General features: G+C 71.0%; 15 protein-coding genes. 3 read left to right on the forward strand and 12 right to left on the reverse strand.

All coding sequences use genetic code 11. The features are described from left to right. The first annotated feature begins 419 nt into the window (after positions 1-419). Positions 420-1,520 carry a peptidoglycan DD-metalloendopeptidase family protein gene (locus GWK16_RS25655; RefSeq protein ID WP_170056407.1) on the forward strand — a complete coding sequence of 367 codons (1,101 nt, stop codon included), beginning with the start codon at positions 420-422 and terminating at the stop codon, positions 1,518-1,520. Between the two features lie 42 nt (positions 1,521-1,562). Here the strand turns inward: GWK16_RS25655 and clpB are convergent, their stop codons facing one another. Next, complete coding sequence (gene clpB / locus GWK16_RS23435) at positions 1,563-4,148, reverse strand: ATP-dependent chaperone ClpB (protein ID WP_170056408.1); 2,586 nt, start codon at positions 4,146-4,148, stop codon at positions 1,563-1,565. 111 nt (positions 4,149-4,259) lie between these two features. Between clpB and GWK16_RS23440 the strand changes: the two genes are divergently transcribed. After that, positions 4,260-5,027, forward strand: coding sequence for an MOSC domain-containing protein (locus GWK16_RS23440; protein WP_170056409.1), 768 nt, complete (start codon positions 4,260-4,262; stop codon positions 5,025-5,027). Between the two features lie 31 nt (positions 5,028-5,058). Here GWK16_RS23440 and GWK16_RS23445 read toward each other — a convergent pair whose 3' ends face one another. From GWK16_RS23445 to GWK16_RS23490, 10 genes are all read right to left on the reverse strand, one after another. Then, the gene (locus tag GWK16_RS23445; RefSeq protein ID WP_170056410.1) at positions 5,059-5,376 is read right to left on the reverse strand and encodes a hypothetical protein; all 318 of its coding nucleotides are present in this window, start codon (positions 5,374-5,376) and stop codon (positions 5,059-5,061) included. Between the two features lie 76 nt (positions 5,377-5,452). Further along, on the reverse strand, positions 5,453-5,911 hold the full coding sequence (locus GWK16_RS23450) for a DUF4167 domain-containing protein (RefSeq protein WP_170056411.1): 459 nt from the start codon (positions 5,909-5,911) through the stop codon (positions 5,453-5,455). 233 nt (positions 5,912-6,144) lie between these two features. Then, on the reverse strand, positions 6,145-7,014 hold the full coding sequence (gene prmC / locus GWK16_RS23455; RefSeq protein WP_170056412.1) for a peptide chain release factor N(5)-glutamine methyltransferase: 870 nt from the start codon (positions 7,012-7,014) through the stop codon (positions 6,145-6,147). After that, positions 7,011-8,066 (reverse strand): peptide chain release factor 1, encoded by a 1,056-nt coding sequence (gene prfA / locus GWK16_RS23460; RefSeq protein ID WP_170056413.1) that lies wholly within the window; start codon positions 8,064-8,066, stop codon positions 7,011-7,013. Before prfA ends, prmC begins: the two co-directional genes overlap by 4 nt. 139 nt (positions 8,067-8,205) lie before the next feature. Next, positions 8,206-9,444, reverse strand: coding sequence for a histidine--tRNA ligase (hisS, locus tag GWK16_RS23465; protein ID WP_170056414.1), 1,239 nt, complete (start codon positions 9,442-9,444; stop codon positions 8,206-8,208). 24 nt (positions 9,445-9,468) lie between these two features. After that, a complete protein-coding gene (locus GWK16_RS23470; RefSeq protein ID WP_170056415.1) occupies positions 9,469-9,951 on the reverse strand; it encodes a hypothetical protein in 483 nt (160 codons plus the stop codon). Beyond that, positions 9,948-11,087: a flavodoxin-dependent (E)-4-hydroxy-3-methylbut-2-enyl-diphosphate synthase gene (gene ispG, locus GWK16_RS23475; RefSeq protein WP_170056416.1), complete on the reverse strand. Its 1,140-nt coding sequence runs from the start codon at positions 11,085-11,087 to the stop codon at positions 9,948-9,950. The genes GWK16_RS23470 and ispG overlap by 4 nt, the downstream gene beginning before the upstream one ends. 78 nt (positions 11,088-11,165) lie before the next feature. Further along, the gene (locus GWK16_RS23480; RefSeq protein WP_170056417.1) at positions 11,166-12,164 is read right to left on the reverse strand and encodes a helix-turn-helix domain-containing protein; all 999 of its coding nucleotides are present in this window, start codon (positions 12,162-12,164) and stop codon (positions 11,166-11,168) included. A 66-nt stretch (positions 12,165-12,230) separates the two neighbouring features. Further along, positions 12,231-13,223, reverse strand: a complete 993-nt coding sequence (locus GWK16_RS23485; RefSeq protein WP_211187680.1) for an NAD(P)H-dependent flavin oxidoreductase — start codon at positions 13,221-13,223, stop codon at positions 12,231-12,233. A 53-nt stretch (positions 13,224-13,276) separates the two neighbouring features. Beyond that, positions 13,277-14,500, reverse strand: coding sequence for an aspartate kinase (locus GWK16_RS23490; RefSeq protein ID WP_170056419.1), 1,224 nt, complete (start codon positions 14,498-14,500; stop codon positions 13,277-13,279). 181 nt (positions 14,501-14,681) lie between these two features. Between GWK16_RS23490 and ubiG the strand changes: the two genes are divergently transcribed. Next, positions 14,682-15,404 (forward strand): bifunctional 2-polyprenyl-6-hydroxyphenol methylase/3-demethylubiquinol 3-O-methyltransferase UbiG, encoded by a 723-nt coding sequence (gene ubiG / locus GWK16_RS23495; protein WP_170056420.1) that lies wholly within the window; start codon positions 14,682-14,684, stop codon positions 15,402-15,404. A gap of 7 nt (positions 15,405-15,411) precedes the next feature. Here ubiG and GWK16_RS23500 read toward each other — a convergent pair whose 3' ends face one another. Beyond that, entirely contained in the window at positions 15,412-16,980 is a 1,569-nt protein-coding gene (locus GWK16_RS23500; RefSeq protein WP_170056421.1) for an autotransporter domain-containing protein, read from the reverse strand. Positions 16,981-17,002: the final 22 nt, after the last annotated feature.

Consider the following 17,002-nt stretch of genomic DNA (forward strand, 5'->3'; position numbering starts at 1 on the left):
CCAGCGAAACCCCGCTTCCTCAGCGGGCCAACGAACCTAAGGCCTCAACCCCCGTCCGTCAACCCCGCCCCACCAGCGGCGTGGCGGGCTTTTACGGGCCTCCTCGAACCATGTCAAACGGGTTTCATGCGGTTTCGTGCAATGCGCTGGACGCATAGGTCGGACTCTTGATCATTCGTCGAATCGCTTCGGCAGCATTACGCCCTTGTCATTCGGACCCGATCCATGCCCCCTGCGCTCTCGCGATCCTAAGCCAGGGAGCCACGTCGACCATGCGGCCACTTCGCGCCAGAACCGCGCTCGTCCTGCCTTTCCTCACGTTCTGCCTCGCCTCCAGCCCCGCCTTGGCCACCCCGCAGGACGCACCTCAGGAGTCTCCGGCGGCCTCCGAAGCCGCCGACTCCGCCCCGACGGAGCGCGTGCTCGTCGTTCGGCGGGGCGACACCCTCGCGGGCCTTCTGGGTAGCGCCGGCATCGATGCCTCCGCCGCGCATGCGGCCATCGCCGCCCTCTCCAGCCTCTACCGGCCCTCGGGGCTGCGTCCGGGCAACGAGGTCGCCATTCGACTTTCGGCCGGCGATGCCCCCGAGCTGCTCGAGATCGAAGTCGAGCCCCAGCCCGGCCGGACCGTCCGCGCCTTACGGCAGGCGGACGGCACCTGGCGGGCCGCCGAAACCGTTGCCCCCCGCAGCCGCTTCCTTGTGCGTGCCGAGGGAACCGTGGATGGGGGCCTCTTCCCGGCCATGACGACGGCGGGCATCCCGCCGGGCCTTGCCTTGTCGCTCATCCGCATCCTGGGTCACCAGGTCGACTTCCAGCGGGACCTGCAGCCCGGCGACCGCTTCTCCATCCTGTTCGATCGCTACCGCGGCAGCGACGGCGACATCCTCGGTCACGGCCAGGTCCTCCAGGCGACGCTGACCCTGTCGGGCCGCAGGCTGGCCGTCTGGCGGCACAAGGATCGCGGCGGCGCCTATGACTGGTATGATTCGGACGGCCGCAGCCTTCGCCGCTCCTTCCTGCGCACGCCGCTCGACGGGGCTCGCGTTTCATCGGGCTTCGGCATGCGGAGCCACCCGGTCCTGGGCTTCAACCGGATGCATCAGGGCATCGACTTCGCCGCGCCGAGCGGCACGCCGGTCTATGCCGCCGCCGATGGCGTCGTGGCGTCGGCGAAGCGCGAAGGCGGCTACGGCCTGATGGTCCGGCTGCGCCACGCCAACGGCACGGAGACACGCTATGCGCACCTCTCGCGCTTCGGCCGCGGCATCACCGGCGGCCGCCGCGTCCGCCAGGGTGACGTGATCGGCGCAGTCGGATCGACCGGCAGGTCGACCGGTCCACACCTGCACTACGAGGTCATCGCGCGGGGCCGCGCGGTGAACCCCTCGCGGCATGTGCAGCCCGCGACGCGCCTCGCGGGCGCCGAACTCAACGCCTTCCGCACGCGCCAGCGTTCGCTCGACCGCATGGCGACCAACCTCCGCACCCGCGAAGAAGTCGCGATGGCGCCGGATTGAGGCGGACAGGGCCGGCGCGCATCGCGCCGGCCCGTCGTTGCTTCAGGCCGCCGCGGCCAGACCCGGCCTCACTTCGAGGCCATCCTGGGACGCCGTCACCCCGACCGTGTCGCCATCCTTGATGCTGCCTTCCAGCAACAGCCCGGCCAGCCGGTCCTGCAGGTTCCTCTGGATGACCCGCTTCAGCGGCCGCGCGCCGTAGATCGGGTCATAGCCCGCCTCGGCCAGCCACTCCCGCGCCTTCTCGTCCAGCTCCAGCGTGACCTTGCGGTCCTCCAGCAGCTTGCGCAGCCGCTGCAGCTGGATGTCGACGATCGAGGCCATGTCGCCGCGCGCCAGGCGCCGGAACAGCACGATCTCGTCAAGGCGGTTCAGGAACTCGGGCCGGAACCGCTCGCGCACCGCCCGCATCACCGCCGGGCGCGCCGTATCGACATCGGCATTCTCCGGCAGTTCCGCGATCGCCTGGCTGCCGAGGTTGCTCGTCAGCACGATGATCGTGTTGCGGAAGTCGACGGTCCGCCCCTGCCCGTCCGTCAGCCGCCCGTCGTCGAGCACCTGCAGCAGGACGTTGAAGACGTCGTCATGCGCCTTCTCGACCTCGTCGAACAGGATCACCTGATAGGGCCGGCGCCGCACCGCCTCGGTCAGCGTGCCGCCTTCCTCGTAGCCGACATAGCCCGGCGGCGCGCCGATCAGGCGGGAGACGGCGTGCTTCTCCATGAACTCGCTCATGTCGATGCGCGTCATCGCCCGCTCGTCGTCGAACAGGTACTGCGCCAGCGCCTTCACCAGCTCGGTCTTGCCCACGCCCGTCGGGCCGAGAAACAGGAACGACCCGATCGGGCGATGGGGATCCTGCAGCCCGGCCCGCGCCCGCCGCACGGCCTTGGAGACCGCTTCGAGCGCCTCCTCCTGGCCAACGACGCGCTTGCGCAGCTCGTCCTCCATCCGCAGCAGCTTGGCGCGTTCGCCCTCGAGCATCTTCTCGACCGGCACGCCCGTCCAGCGCGACACGACCGCCGCGATGCCTTCCTCGGTCACCGCCTCGTTCACCAGCCGCGCATCGCCCGAACCCGCGTCGGCGAGCTTCTTCTCGAGCTGCGGGATGGTCGCATAGAGCAGCTCCGACGCCTTCGTCAGGTCGCCCTTGCGCTGCGCCAGCTCCACTTCGGTCCGCGCCTTGTCGAGCTGCTCCTTCAGCTTCTGGCTCTCGACGACCTTGCCCTTCTCCGCTTCCCAGCGCTGCGTCATCTCGCGCGAGCGCTCCTCGAGGTCGGCGAGTTCCTTCTCGAGCTTCTGCAGCCGGTCCCTGGAGGCCGCGTCCTGCTCCTTCTTCAGCGCCTCGCGCTCGATCTTCAGCCGCATCAGATCGCGGTCGATCGCGTCGAGCTCCTCGGGCTTCGAATCCACCTGCATGCGCAGACGCGACGACGCCTCGTCGATCAGGTCGATCGCCTTGTCGGGCAGGAAGCGGTCGGTGATGTAGCGGTTCGACAGCGTCGCCGCCGCCACCAGCGCGCTGTCCGTGATGCGGACGCCGTGGTGCAGCTCGTACTTCTCCTTGATGCCGCGCAGGATCGAGATGGTGTCCTCGACGCTCGGCTCACCCACGAAAACGGGTTGGAAGCGCCGCGCCAGCGCCGCGTCCTTCTCGACATGCTTGCGGTATTCGTCGAGCGTGGTCGCGCCGATGCAGTGCAACTCGCCGCGCGCCAGCGCCGGCTTCAGCAGGTTGGACGCGTCCATCGCGCCATCCGCCTTGCCCGCGCCGACCAGCGTGTGCATCTCGTCGATGAACAGGATGATGTCGCCTTCCGCCTGCTCCACTTCCTGGAGCACGCCCTTCAGGCGCTCCTCGAACTCGCCGCGGTACTTCGCACCCGCGACCATGGCGCCGAGGTCGAGCGCCATCACCTTCTTGTCCTTCAGCGCCTCCGGCACGTCGCCCTTGACGATGCGCAGCGCCAGGCCCTCGACGATCGCCGTCTTGCCGACGCCGGGCTCGCCGATCAGCACCGGGTTGTTCTTCGTGCGCCGCGCCAGCACCTGGATCGACCGGCGGATCTCCTCGTCGCGCCCGATCACCGGGTCGAGCTTGCCCTCGCGCGCCGCGGCGGTGATGTCCCGCGCGTACTTCTTCAGCGCGTCGAAGGATTCCTCGGCGTTCTGGCTGTTCACGGTGCGTCCCTTGCGCAGGTCGGCGACCGCCTTCTCCAACCGCTGCGGATCGGCCCCCGCGTCGCGGAAGGCGCGTCCGGTCTCACCCTCGCTCGCCGCCAGCGCGACGAGCAGGCGGTCCTGCGCGACGAACTGGTCGCCGGCCTTCGTCGCCTGCTGCTGCGCGGCATCGAGCACGCGCACGATGTCGGGGGTGAACTGCGGCTGGCCCGCGCCGCCGCCCGATACCTTGGGCAGCTTCGCGAGGATCGCCTCGAGCGCCTGCTTGACGCGCGCCGGATCGGCGCCGGCGGCGCGGATCAACCCGGCGGCGGCGCCCTCGGCATCGTCCAGCAGCGCCTTGGCGAGATGCGCCGGCGTCACCTGCTGGTGATATTCGCGAATGGCGATGGTCTGTGCGGCCTGCAGGAAACCGCGGGCCCGGTCGGTAAACTTCTCGATGTCCATGCGTCCCTCTCCAGAGCGGACAGGCGGTAGCCTACCCCCGATCGGGCAGCAGGCACGCCTCTATCGGACACCCATGTGGTATGCGTCCTTGATCTGCTTCAAGGGGCCGCCATGCGCATCGAGACGATCTATCGCTACCCGGTGAAGGGCCTGACGGCCGAGGCCATGGAAGAGGTGACGCTGACCCCCGGCGAGACCCTCCCCCACGATCGCCGCTTTGCCCTGGCTCAGGGCGACTCCCCCTTCGACGCGGCCGCCCCGGCCTGGCTGCCGAAGCGCAACTTCGCCTGTCTGATGGTCAACGCCCGCCTCGCCCTCGCCCACTCGGCCTTCGACGGCCGGACCGGCGAACTCGCCATCCGGACCCCCGGCGCGCCACCGTTCCTGGGCGACACGCGCAGCCCCGAGGGCCGCGCCGCCATCGCCGCCCACCTCGCCGCCTTTATGGGCGAGGAAGCTCGTGGCACCCCGCGCTTCGTCGAGGCTCCCGGCCATTCCTTTTCCGACGTCGCGAAGAAGGTCGTCTCCATCATCGGGTTGTCGAGCCTGCATGCGCTCGAACAGGCGACGGGCACGACGCTCGACCCGCTGCGCTTCCGCGCCAATGTCTACGTCTCGGGTGGCAGCCCCTGGGCCGAGTTCGACTGGATCGGCCGGGAGATCCTGCTCGGCCAGGCCAGGCTGCGCATCGTCAAGCGCATCGTCCGCTGCCCGGCGACCGAGGTGAACCCCGCCACGGGCGAGCGCGACGCCGAGCCGCCGCGCTGGCTGCGCCAGCATTTCGGACATGCCGACCTCGGCGTCTATGCGGAGGTGATCGCGGGTGGGCGTATCGCCGCGGGCGACGCGTTGCAGCTGCACGACGACGACGCGCCCTGAGCGCCCGCGTCCCTACCGGCCGGCCTTGCCCTCAGCCGAACAGGCGCCAACCCTTGCGGCCGCTGTCCAGATAGCCCTCCCAGGCCGGCGGCACCGGGAATGCACGTTTATGGGCCGCCTGCTCGGCCGGGCTCAGCGCCGCATCACGCTCGCGCACCTGGAAGAAGTGGGCCTCGCCGCCCACGCGCCAACCGATCGAATCGCTCGGCCAATCAGGCCGCACCATCCATGGCGGCGGGAATGCAGCCGGATCGAGGCTTCGGGACACGGGAAGGCCGCGACGGATCGTATCGCGCAGCCTTCGCCCGCATGCCGCCAGCCGGGCGACCGCACGCCCTGCCGCCGTCACGCGGGTGTGCCCGGATTGGGCTCACCCGAGGGCCGTGACACCCGCCTGGGCGGCGACCGATGTCGCCGCCGGCCAATCACGCGGGTTCGCGGGCCTCGCCCTCGGCGCCTTCCGCCTCGGGCATCTCGGTCGGCCCGGGGCTGGCCATCTCCACGGCCTCGCCCTGCGCCTCGCCCTCGCCGGGCTGCTCCTGCCCCTGGTAGCGCCGCTGCTGGGGCTGCTGCTGCTGGTGCTGCGCCGCCGCCTGGTTCATGGCGTTGAGGATGCGGAAATAGTGCTCCGCATGCTGGAAGTAGGATTCCGCCATCACCCGGTCGCCGCCGCTCGTCGCGTCCCGGCCGAGCTGCAGGTACTTTTCGAAAAGCTGCTGCGCCGTCCCGCGGAGCCGCATGTCCGGCCCATTCGAGTCGAAGACGTGGTTCCGGTTGAGAGGCTGGCGGTCACCGCCACCCCCACTCCCGCCGCCGCTATGGCGGAACTGCCCGCCGCCCCCGTGGCGATGGCCGCCACGACCGCGCATGCGCTTCATGTTCATCGGTGTGCTGTTTCGCTGTCTCGCATCCGCGCCGCACCGGCTGAAACGACCCCTTGAGAGGGCCGAGGGAGCCAGCACGCATCCGGTTTCGTTGCATCCACGCGGCCCCGGATCCTTCGGGCGGGAGGACCCGCCACGGGGCCGTCCGGATCTTGGGGAGGGTTCCGACCTTCCCCGGCCGCTTCCGCAACCTAGCCGCGACCGTCCGGGCAGCCAAACTGTTTTTTGGGGCCCTACTGCGCTGCCAGAACGAGCGCCCGCTCCACCCCGCCCAGGTCCTCCCGCGCGCCGAGCGACCGAAGCCCCTCCGCCGCCGCGATGGCCTCGACCGCCGACCGCTGCCCGATCCCGAGTTCCAGCACCGCCCGCCCGCCCGGCGCCAGCAAGGCCGGCAGCCGCGCCGCGATCCGCCGATAGGCGTCAAACCCGTCCGGCCCGCCGTCGAGCGCCAGGCGGGGCTCGTGCCGCGCCACCTCCGGCATCAGCCCGGCGATCTCGTCGGACGCGATATACGGAGGGTTCGACAGCACCAGGTCGAACCGCCCCGCCAGCGCCGAATCCCAGTCCCCCGCCAGGAAGGCCGCCCGCCCGCCCAGCCCGTTCGCCGCCGCATTCCGGGCCGCCAAACCCGCCGCCGCGGGCGAGAGATCGACCCCGACGCCCCACGCCCCCGGCGCCTCGGCCAGCACCGCCAGCAGCAGCGCCCCCGTCCCGGTCCCGAGGTCCAGCACCCGCCGAATGGCGTCGACCCGCGGAAATGCCGCCAGTGCCGCCTCCACGATGGCCTCCGAATCCGCGCGGGGGATCAGCGTGTCGCCCGAGACCTCCAGGTCCAGCGTCCAGAACCCCTGCCGACCCAGGATATGCGCGACGGGCTCATGCGCCGCACGCCGCCGCAGGGCCTCCCCGAAAGCCGCCGCCGCCCCGCCCGGCACGGCCGCCCGCGGATCGCGCAGCAGGTCCTCCTCCCGGCAGCCCATCGCATGGGCCAGCAACCGCCGCGCCTCGAGCCTCGGCGCCTCGATCCCCGCCGCCCGCAGCACCTGGCCCGCCTGGCACAGGAAGGCGCCGACGGACCCGCCAGGATCCGCGCAGCCGCTCACGCCGCCTCGGCCGCCAACCGCGCCGCCTGGTCCTCGGCGATCAGCGCGTCGAAGATGTCGTCGAACTCGCCCAGCATGACGCGGTCGATCTTGTGCAGCGTCAGCCCGATGCGATGGTCGGTCACCCGCCCCTGCGGGAAGTTGTACGTGCGGATCCGCTCGGAGCGATCGCCGGTCCCCACCTGGGACTTCCGGTCCGCCGCCCGCGCGCTGTCGGCGGCGGTCCGCTGCGCATCGTACAACCGTGCCCGCAGCACCTTCATCGCCTTGGCGCGGTTCTTGTGCTGCGACTTCTCCTCCTGCATCGCGACCACGATCCCCGTGGGCAGATGCGTGATGCGCACCGCGGAATCCGTCTTGTTGACGTGCTGCCCGCCGGCACCTGATGCACGATACGTGTCGATGCGCAGGTCGCCCTCATTGACCTGCACGTCCACCTCCTCGGCTTCCGGCAGCACGGCCACGGTCACCGTCGAGGTATGAATGCGCCCCTGCGTCTCCGTGGCCGGCACGCGCTGGACCCGGTGCACACCGCTCTCGAACTTCAGCCGCGCGAAGACGCCGCGGCCGGCGATCTCCGCGGTCGCGCCCTTCACGCCGCCCAGGTCGCTCTCGTCGTAGTCAAGTACCTCGAACCGCCAGCCGCGCCCCTCGGCATAACGCTGATAGGCGCGGAACAGCTCCGCCGCGAACAGCCCTGCCTCGTCGCCACCCGCCGCCGGCCGCACCTCGAGGATCGCGCTCCGCTCATCCGCCGCGTCGCGCGGCAGCAGCAGCAGGCGCAGCTCGCGCTCGAGCACCGGCACACGCTCCTTCTGCTCGAGCCATTCGGCCTCCGCGAGGTCGCGCATCTCCGGATCGGCCATCAGCGCCTCGGCCTCGTCGCGGGCTCGCTCGGCGGTGCGCAGCTCGGCGACCTTGGCGACCAACGGCTCCAGTTCCGCCAATTCCTTCGACAGCGCGCCGATCTCCGCACCCGGCGCGGTCTCCAGCGTGTGGCGGATTTCCTCCGCGCGCGTCAGCAGGCGGTCGAGGCGGGACGGAAGGCTCATGCGAAGCGGTCCAGGCAGGTCGGGGGAGGAGAACCTCCCCCGATCCCCCTCCCTTCTTTGGATACCTGGTTCCAAAGAAGGTTGAGGGGGGTGTGGGGGGAGAAGTTCCCTTCTCCCCCCACCTCTTCGATCCCCGCGATCACCCAAGCCGCCCCGGCACCTCCGACAGAGGCACCTTCTCCTGCGTCCCGGCATCGAGGTCGCGCAGCTGCGCCACCCCTGCCGCAATCTCCTCCTCGCCAAGGATCACGGCGGCCCGCGCCCCGATCCGGTTCGCCCGCTCCATCCGGCGCTTCAGGTTCCCGCGATAGGCGATCTCGGCCACCACGCCCTGCCGCCGCAGCGCCTGCAGCACGTCCAGCGCCGGCCCTTCCGCCGCGTCGCCCACGGGGATCACCGCCACGGGCCGCGCGGCCGCCGGCGCGACGGGCAACAGCATCGCCAGCCGCTCGATCCCCGCGGCCCAGCCGACCGACGGCGTTGCCGGCCCGCCCATCTCCTCGACCAGGCCATTGTACCGCCCGCCCGCCATGACGGTGCCCTGGGCACCCAGCCGGTCGGTCACGAACTCGAAGGCCGTGTGGCTGTAGTAGTCGAGCCCCCGCACGATCCGCGGATTCTCGCGGAACGGCACGCCGAAACGCACCAGATGCGTCTTCACCGCGGTGTAGAAGGCTGCCGCGTCCGCCGTCAGATGGTCGCCGATCACCGGCGCTCCCGCGACGATCGCCCGGTCCTTCTCGTCCTTGCTGTCCAGGATGCGCAGCGGGTTCTTCTCCAGCCGCACGCGGCTGTCGTGGCTCAGCGCGTCCTGGTGGGCGGAGAAATACGCCACCAGCGCCGCGCGATAGGCCGCCCGGCTCTCCGCATCCCCCAGCGTGTTGATCTCGAGCACGGTGCCGTCTGACACCCCGAGCGCACAGAGGATGTCCCACCCCGCGGCGATGACCTCGGCATCCGCCAGCGGCTCGGCGGCGCCCAGCACCTCGAGGTCGATCTGGTGGAACTGCCGGTAGCGCCCCTTCTGCGGCCGCTCGTAGCGGAACATCGGCCCGGTCGCGAAGACCTTGCGCGGCAGGTTGGTCTGCGTGAGCCCGTTGCTCACCAGCGCCCGGCACAGCCCGGCGGTGTATTCCGGCCGCAGGGTCAGGCTCTCTCCGCCGCGGTCCTCGAAGGAATACATCTCCTTCGAGACGACGTCCGAGGTGTCGCCCAGCCCGCGCGAGAAGACGCGCGTATCCTCGAAGATCGGCGTCGCCCATTCCTCGAAGCCATAGAGCGCGCTGATCCGCCGTGCCGTCTCCACGACGGCGTGGTGGCGGCGGAAATCCTCGCCGATGAGGTCGCGCGTGCCACGGACGGGCTGCAAGGCTGTCATCACGGTATCCAGTCGAAAGGGCGTCTAGCGGCGCTGCGGCCGGGCCTGCTGCGTGCCGGGGCGGGCCGGAACGGGGCGAAGCACCTCGTCCCGCACCTGGTTCCCGACGCGAGAGGCCATGACCAGCGCACGCCTGTAGGTCTCCGCCTCGCCTTCGTCCAGGCATTGCGCAGCGTCGCCCAGTTCGACCAGCGTCCGCAGCCGGCCCATCCACTGGTCCAGCCATGCGAGCATCTGCAGCGCCTGGGGCCGCGCATCCGTCTCGAAGCCGGCGGACAGGGAACTCGAATGCTGCCGGATCACCAGCGACGCCTCGAAGGCGCGGGCGTTGATCTCGGTGCAGAAGGCCGAGCCTCCCCCGCTGCGGCCGGCCCCACCGTCCGTCGCGTCCTCGCCGCCGGTCTGCGCCGCCGCCGGTTGCACCAGGAGGAGGAAGCCCCCCAACAGGCCGGCAACGGGCGACCGGCGCCACAGGGGCGCCGCCAGACGACGCGGCGGTGGCGTCATTCGGCCGCCTGCCGATCTGCCTCGGAGGCCTCCGCACGCTTCGCCTCGGCCATCGCCTCGGCCTTGGCCGTCACCAGGCCGACGATGTGCTCCACCATCTCCTCGGTGCGGATGGTGTGGTCCGTCTTGCCGGCGGCATAGACCATGTGCGTGCCGGCACCGCCGCCTGTCAGCCCGATGTCGGTCATCAGCGCCTCGCCGGGCCCATTCACCACGCAGCCGATGATCGACAGCGTGATCGGCTCCGAAATGTGCGCAAGCCGTTCCTCGAGCGTCTCGACCGTGCGGATGACGTCGAAGCCCTGCCGCGCGCAGGACGGGCAGGAAATGATCTTCACCCCGCGATGGCGCAGGTGCAGGGATTTCAGCAGGTCCCAGCCGACCGCGACCTCTTCCTCGGGCTCCGCGCTCAGGGAGACGCGCAGCGTGTCCCCGATGCCTGCCCAGAGCAGCGACCCGAGCCCGATCGCGCTCTTGACCGTCCCCGCGCGCCGCCCGCCGGCCTCGGTGATGCCGATATGCAGCGGATGGTCGCAGGCCTCGGCGAGCTGCTGATACGCCGCGACGGCCAGGAAGACGTCGGACGCCTTCACGCTGATCTTGAACTCGTCGAAGCCTTCCTGGAGCAGGTGGTCGGCGTGCCACAGCGCGCTCTCGACCAGCGCCTCCGGGTTGGGCTCCCCGTACTTCTCGAGCAGATGCTTCTCGAGGCTGCCCGCATTCACCCCGATGCGGATCGAGCAGCCATGGTCGCGCGCGGCCTTCACGACCTCCTTCACGCGCTCCTTCGACCCGATGTTGCCGGGGTTGATGCGCAGGCAGGCCGCGCCCGCCTCGGCGGCCTCGATGGCGCGCCGGTAGTGGAAATGGATGTCGGCGACGACCGGGACATTCACCTCGCGCACGATCTCATGCAGCGCGGCGGTGCTTTCCTCGGTCGGGCAGGACACCCGGACGATGTCCACGCCTGCGAGCTCGCAGCGGCGGATCTGCTCGATTGTCGCCTTGGCGTCCTCGGTCGGCGTGTTGGTCATGGTCTGAACCGAGATCGGCGCATCCCCGCCCACGCGCACCTTGCCGACGCCGATCTGCCGCGACGCGCGGCGCAGGATCTGCTGGTACGGGCGATAGGACATGCAGGCCTTCCGATCTCGGGCAAACGCCCCTGGCAATATGGCCCGTGGTGCTGGCGGCCGGAAGGCCGGAACGCGCCTTTAGGGCCGGGCGCCCTGCGGTGCCGGACGTGGCGCAGCATCCGGCGTCGCCGGGCGGAGCTGCGGCGCAGCCGCCGCCGGTCCGGCCGCAGGCGCCGCCGGCGTCGTCGCCGCGGCCGCCGGTCCCGCCGCACGCAGGCGCTCGGTATCGAGCGCCAATCCGCGGCGCACGCCGGTCGCGCCGACCAGCACCGCGACGACCTGCCCATCCAGCAGAACGTCGAGGTTCTCGGCCTTGCCCGTGGTCAGGACCATGCCGTCGCGGGGCGGCACCTGGTAGGTGTCTCCGGCACGCAACACGCGGTCGAGCACGGTCTGGTTCTGCCGGCTGTCGCGCACCTGGACCCAGGTCTCGCCCCGCGCGCGCAGCACGACGCCCGCCATGCCCGGCGGGACGGGTGCCGCGGCCGGGGCGGGTGCGGGCTGCGCCGCAGGTGCGACGGACGCCGCCGGTCCGGCGGGCGCGGCCGCAGCCTGCGTCGGCGCGCCGGGCGTCCCCGGGGCGGCGGTCTCGCGCGGTCGCTGCGCCTCCGGCACGGCGGGATCCAGCCGCGCGGGCACCGGCGGCACCGCATCGACGACCCGGCTCCCGGATCCGCTCCAATTGTACCAGGCGACATAGGCGCCGACCGCGAGCACCGCGCCCACAGCCACCAAGGCGCCCGCCGGGACGCCGCGTGACGGCACGGGCTCCGGGAAGACCAGTTCGCCGTTCTTCGTCGCCGCCCCGCCTGTCACGTCGCGGAACCGCCGCACCGCCTCATCGGGATCGAGCCCGAGCGCGGCGGCATAGGACCGGACGAAGCCGACGGCATAGGCGGGGCCCGGCAGGTCCTTGATCCGCCCTTCCTCGAGCGCATGGATATAGCGCCGATTGATCCGCAGCCGTTCCGCCATGTCCTCGACGCTGGCGCCCAGCGTGAGCCTCGCTTCACGGAGGTCTTCCCCCACGCGGGCAGCTTCGGCGGCGGTCAGGTCGGGGCGGGGAGTCCGTTTCATGAGCTCTCGGTATCGACCCGCGGCTTCTAAACCTGCGGGCCGTGCCCGCAAAGGCCCTTGGCGCGGTCAGGCGCCCTTGTTGCGACGAGCGGCGATGGCCGCCGCCGCCTGGTCCACCAGCTCCGCAATGATCTCGGCGGCGGGCTGTTCCTTGGTCACCATGCCGACCGACTGACCGGCCATGACGGACCCGCTCTCGACATCGCCGTCGATCACCGCGCGGCGCAGGGCGCCGGCCCAGAAATGCTCGATGTCGAGCTGCGCGGCCTCCTTGTCGAGCTCGCCCGCCTTGAACCGGCGGATGGTCTCGGCCTGGTGCTCCAGGAAGCGCTTCGTCCCCTGGTTCTGCAGGGCGCGGACCGGGATCACCGGGAAGGCGTCATCCAGCTGGATCGTCGGCATGGCGTCGCGCGCCTGGCCGCGGATGAAGGCCTGCTTGAAGTTCGGGTGCGCGATGCACTCGCTCGCGCAGACGAAGCGCGTGCCGACCTGCGCACCCGCCGCCCCCATCTCGAGGTAGGACAGGATCGCCTCCCCGCGCCCGATCCCGCCCGCGACGAAGACGGGGACATCGGCGATGTAGGGCAGGATCTCCTGCGCCAGCACGTTCAGCGACACGGGGCCGATATGCCCGCCCGCCTCGGAACCCTCGATCACCAGCGCATCCGCCCCGCTGCGGATCAGCCGCTTCGCGAGCACCAGCGCGGGGGCGAAGCAGACGACCTTCGCCCCACCCTCCTTCGCCTTCTTGATCGCGGAGCCCGGCGGAATGCCGCCGGCGAAGACGATGTGCCCGACCTTCGCCGCGAGGCACACATCCACCAGCTGATCGAGCCGCGGATGCATGGTGATCAGGTTCACGCCGAAGGGCTTCTGCGTGAGCGCCTGCGTCCCCGCGATCTCCTCCGCGAGGCGGGGCGGCTCCATCGCCCCGCAGGCGATCACCCCGAAGGCGCCCGCATTGGACAGCGCGGCGACCAGGTGCCGCTCGCTGACCCAGGACATGGCCCCGCCCATGATGGCGTAGCGGCTGCCGAGGAACCCGGCGCCGCGCGCCATCAGGCGGTCGAACTCGGCATAGGCCCAGTCGGGCGCGCGGTCGGCGGCCTGGCTCACGCGGGGGCGTCCAGCCCGTAGGCGGTGTGCAGCGCCCGCACCGCGAGTTCCGTGTAGTCGGCCGCCACCAGCACCGAGACCTTGATCTCCGAGGTCGAGATGACCTGGATGTTGATCCCCTTCTCGGCCAGTGCCTTGAACATGGTGTTCGCGACACCCGCATGGCTGCGCATGCCGATGCCCACGACCGAGATCTTCGCGACCTCGGGGTCGGCCAGCACCGCCTCGTAGCCGATCTCCGGCTGTGCCTTGCCCAGCACGTCCTGCGCCCGTGCGAGGTCCGCCTTGCCGACCGTGAAGGTCATGTCCGTGGTGCCGTCGGCGCCGATGTTCTGGACGATCATGTCCACGTTCACGTTCGCCTTGGCCATCAGGCCGAAGACGCTCGCCGCCACGCCCGGCCGGTCCGGCACGCGACGCAGCGTCACCTTGGCATCGTCGCGGGAATACGCGATGCCGGAAACCACGGGCTGTTCCACGATCTCGTCCTCATCCACCACGAGCGAGCCGGGCTTGTCCTCGAAGGAGGACACGACCTGCACCCGCACGCCGAGCTTCATCGCCAGTTCGACCGACCGGGTCTGCAGCACCTTGGCGCCGACCGAGGCCAGTTCGAGCATCTCCTCGAAGGAGATGCGCTCCAGTTTCCGGGCCCGCGGCACGATGCGCGGGTCGGTCGTGTAGATGCCGTCCACGTCGGTGTAGATGTCGCAGCGGTCGGCCTTCACAGCCGCGGCGATCGCGACCGCCGAGAGATCCGACCCGCCGCGCCCGAGCGTCGTGATCCGGTGCCGCGTGTTCTCGATGCCCTGGAAGCCGGCGATCACCGGCACCTGGCCCGCTTCCATCCGCTCGATCAGCACCGCGCCGTCGATCTGCTCGACCCGCGCCTTGCCATGCGCCTGGTCGGTGACGATGGGCACCTGCCAGCCCTGCCAGGACCGCGCATCGACCCCGATGGACTGCAGCGCGATGGCGGTGAGGCCGGTCGTCACCTGCTCCCCCGTCGCGACGACGGTGTCGTATTCGCGCGCGTCGTGCAGCGGCGAGAGGTCCTGGCACCATTTGACCAACTGGTTGGTCACGCCGGACATGGCCGAGACCACGACGGCGACCTGGTTGCCGGCGTCCACCTCCCGCTTCACGCGGTTGGCGACGTTGCGGATGCGATCGAGATCGGCGACGGAGGTGCCGCCGAACTTCATGACAATACGAGCCATCGGCGGCGGTCGGTCCCTGGGGCCGGGCGGGGCGGAAAGGTCACGCCGGCGGCGCTGCCGCACGACGGGGCCGGACAGATACAGACCGCCCGGGGGCCGCGCAACCCGCGACGGGCCCCTCCCCCCTCGCCTCGGGGCGGAAAACCCGGCATGTGGTCCCCATCTCGACCGGATGCCCCCGATGACCGCTCTCGGCGCAGAGATCGCCAAGTTCGACGCCCTGGCCGCCCGCTGGTGGGACCCCGACGGCCCGATGAAGCCGCTGCACCGGATGAATCCGCTGCGCATCGGCTGGATCGCCGACCGCCTGGCCCGCCGTCACGGCCGCGACCCGAAGGCGCCGGACGCCCTGACCGGCCTCGCGATCCTCGATGTCGGTTGCGGCGCGGGCCTCGCCTCGGAAGCCCTGGCCCGCCGCGGCGCCCGCGTCACCGGCCTCGACGCGGCGGGGGAGGCCCTGGACGCCGCCCGCGCGCACGCCGCCGCCGCGGACCTTTCGATCGACTACCGCGAGGGCCTTCCGGAGGACCTCCCCGAGGGCGAGACCTTCGACGCCGTGGTCGCGCTCGAGGTCATCGAGCATGTCTCGGACCGCCAAGCCTTCCTCGCCGCCCTCGCCCGGGCGGCGAAGCCCGGCGCGCCGCTCTTCCTCTCCACGCTGAACCGTACGCCTCGGTCGTTCCTGATGGCGAAGCTCGGCGCCGAATACGTCCTGCGGATGCTCCCGGTCGGCACGCATGACTGGCGGATGTTCGTCACCCCGGGCGAACTCGGGGACGGCCTGCGCGCCGTGGGCTTCCGGGTCACCGACATCGCCGGCATGACCATGGACAAGCTCACGGGGCGCTGGCGCGCGACGCGCGACGTCGGGGTCAATTACATCGTGATGGCGGAGGCGCGCTGAGCCTGCCTCAGAACGAGAACCGCGCCCGCGCCGCGAAAACCTGGGAATTGTAGCCCGCGCCCGCCTGCCCGTCGTAGGAGACCTGGATCACCCCCGCGACCAGCGGCACCCGCACCCGGATGCCCCATTGCGCCGCCCAGCCCTCGGTCTGCGGCCCCGCCAGGTTCACCTGGCCCGCCCCCGGCACGGTCGCGAAGATCGCGTTCATCGAGGCATCCGTGTCGCCCCAGATGTTCATCGCCCGGACATAGACGCGCGGCTCCACGCGGAAGTTCCACACCTCGTATTCGTCGCGCCACACCGCGCCGAGCCACATGCGCTGTCGCTGTGCCGATCCCGAAAAGCCCTGCAACGCCAGCGGATTGCCCGTCTCGGTGAAGCCCTCGTTCTCGACCCGCGCATACTGGTAGCCGAACTGCGGCGTGATCGAGGTGCCGATCAGCCGCTTGAGGTCGAAGGAGAACTGCCCCCCGCCCGTCGCGGTCGTCAGCCCATAAGAGGCCGAGGCCACCCCGCCCACCTCCTGCGACCCGTTCCGCGTGCTGTTGTCGCCCCGGCCCATCACGCCGAGCAGCGCCACCGTGACGTCGCCCAGGCGATAGGCCCCGAACGGCCCGGTCTTCATCAGGTCGAGCCGACTCGATTCCGGCGCGAAACTGTCGTTGGTCGACATGTCGACGCGACTGACATCGGCAATCCAGCCCAGCATCAGCCCCGGCAGCGGCGCACCCGCGACACCGCCCGTCACGCCGCCGAAATCGCTCCGCGCCCCGGGCACGTACTGCCCCGGATTGGCGTTGAGGAATCCATAGCCGCCGTAGGCCTCGGCGAAGACCGTCCAGGGCCGGTCGCCGATGTCGAAGAATCCGGGATCGCTCGCCTCCCCCAGGATCCGGTCGGTCAGCCGGTCGAGGTCCTGCAGGGCGCCGATCCGGCCCAGGGGATGGGCGGTCCCGATCCGCACCACGGGCGTCCCGGTCACCTGGTAGAGGTCGGTCGTCGCGGTCAGGATCGTCTGCGGCGTGTTGGTGTTCACCAGGGTGAAGCCGCCGCCGATCGGCACATTCGCCACGTTCGCGTTGTTCTGGCAGCCCGCCGGCAATGCCCCGCCGCTGCCCAGCACCCCGGACACGCCCGCGCTGCCGCAGACACCACGATCCCCGATCGCGATGGCCAGCGGCTGGAAGGTGCTGGGGTTGGTCCCGGTGACCGTCACCTGGAACGGCGCCCCGTTGATCACCTGCTGCGTCGTTGTCTGCCCGACCAGCAGCGGGTTCGACAGTTGCACCCGGACCGGCGCGGCCGCGTTGGTGATGGCAACCCCGGTCTGCGCGACGGCCGACTGACCGGCCGCGCTGCCGATCGTGTCACCGAAGGTCGTGGTGAAGACCGTGCCCGGCTGGCCGCCGATCACCCCGTCGATGCGCGTGGTGGAGCCGCCATTCTGAAAGGTCTGCGTGACCGAGGAAGAGGTAAGGTCGAGCGGCGCCACCTGCGCACGGGCGCCAGGTGCGGCTGCGGCCAGCACCGAGGCCGCCAGCACCCCAGCCCGGAGCGAATCGCCGAATCGCACCACCTGCCGCCTCCTTCCCCAGAGC

This window comes from Neoroseomonas marina, from assembly GCF_012927745.1.
GTDB lineage: Bacteria > Pseudomonadota > Alphaproteobacteria > Acetobacterales > Acetobacteraceae > Neoroseomonas > Neoroseomonas marina.

Excerpts from the sequence above, each read along its gene's own strand:
- clpB (WP_170056408.1), bottom strand. The coding sequence starts at position 4,148 with ATGGACATCGAGAAGTTTACCGACCGGGCCCGCGGTTTCCTGCAGGCC.
- GWK16_RS23440 (WP_170056409.1), top strand. The coding sequence starts at position 4,260 with ATGCGCATCGAGACGATCTATCGCTACCCGGTGAAGGGCCTGACGGCC.
- GWK16_RS23450 (WP_170056411.1), bottom strand. The coding sequence starts at position 5,911 with ATGAACATGAAGCGCATGCGCGGTCGTGGCGGCCATCGCCACGGGGGC.
- prfA (WP_170056413.1), bottom strand. The coding sequence starts at position 8,066 with ATGAGCCTTCCGTCCCGCCTCGACCGCCTGCTGACGCGCGCGGAGGAA.
- hisS (WP_170056414.1), bottom strand. The coding sequence starts at position 9,444 with ATGACAGCCTTGCAGCCCGTCCGTGGCACGCGCGACCTCATCGGCGAG.
- GWK16_RS23470 (WP_170056415.1), bottom strand. The coding sequence starts at position 9,951 with ATGACGCCACCGCCGCGTCGTCTGGCGGCGCCCCTGTGGCGCCGGTCG.
- ispG (WP_170056416.1), bottom strand. The coding sequence starts at position 11,087 with ATGTCCTATCGCCCGTACCAGCAGATCCTGCGCCGCGCGTCGCGGCAG.
- GWK16_RS23480 (WP_170056417.1), bottom strand. The coding sequence starts at position 12,164 with ATGAAACGGACTCCCCGCCCCGACCTGACCGCCGCCGAAGCTGCCCGC.
- GWK16_RS23485 (WP_211187680.1), bottom strand. The coding sequence starts at position 13,223 with ATGGCGCGCGGCGCCGGGTTCCTCGGCAGCCGCTACGCCATCATGGGC.
- GWK16_RS23490 (WP_170056419.1), bottom strand. The coding sequence starts at position 14,500 with ATGGCTCGTATTGTCATGAAGTTCGGCGGCACCTCCGTCGCCGATCTC.
- ubiG (WP_170056420.1), top strand. The coding sequence starts at position 14,682 with ATGACCGCTCTCGGCGCAGAGATCGCCAAGTTCGACGCCCTGGCCGCC.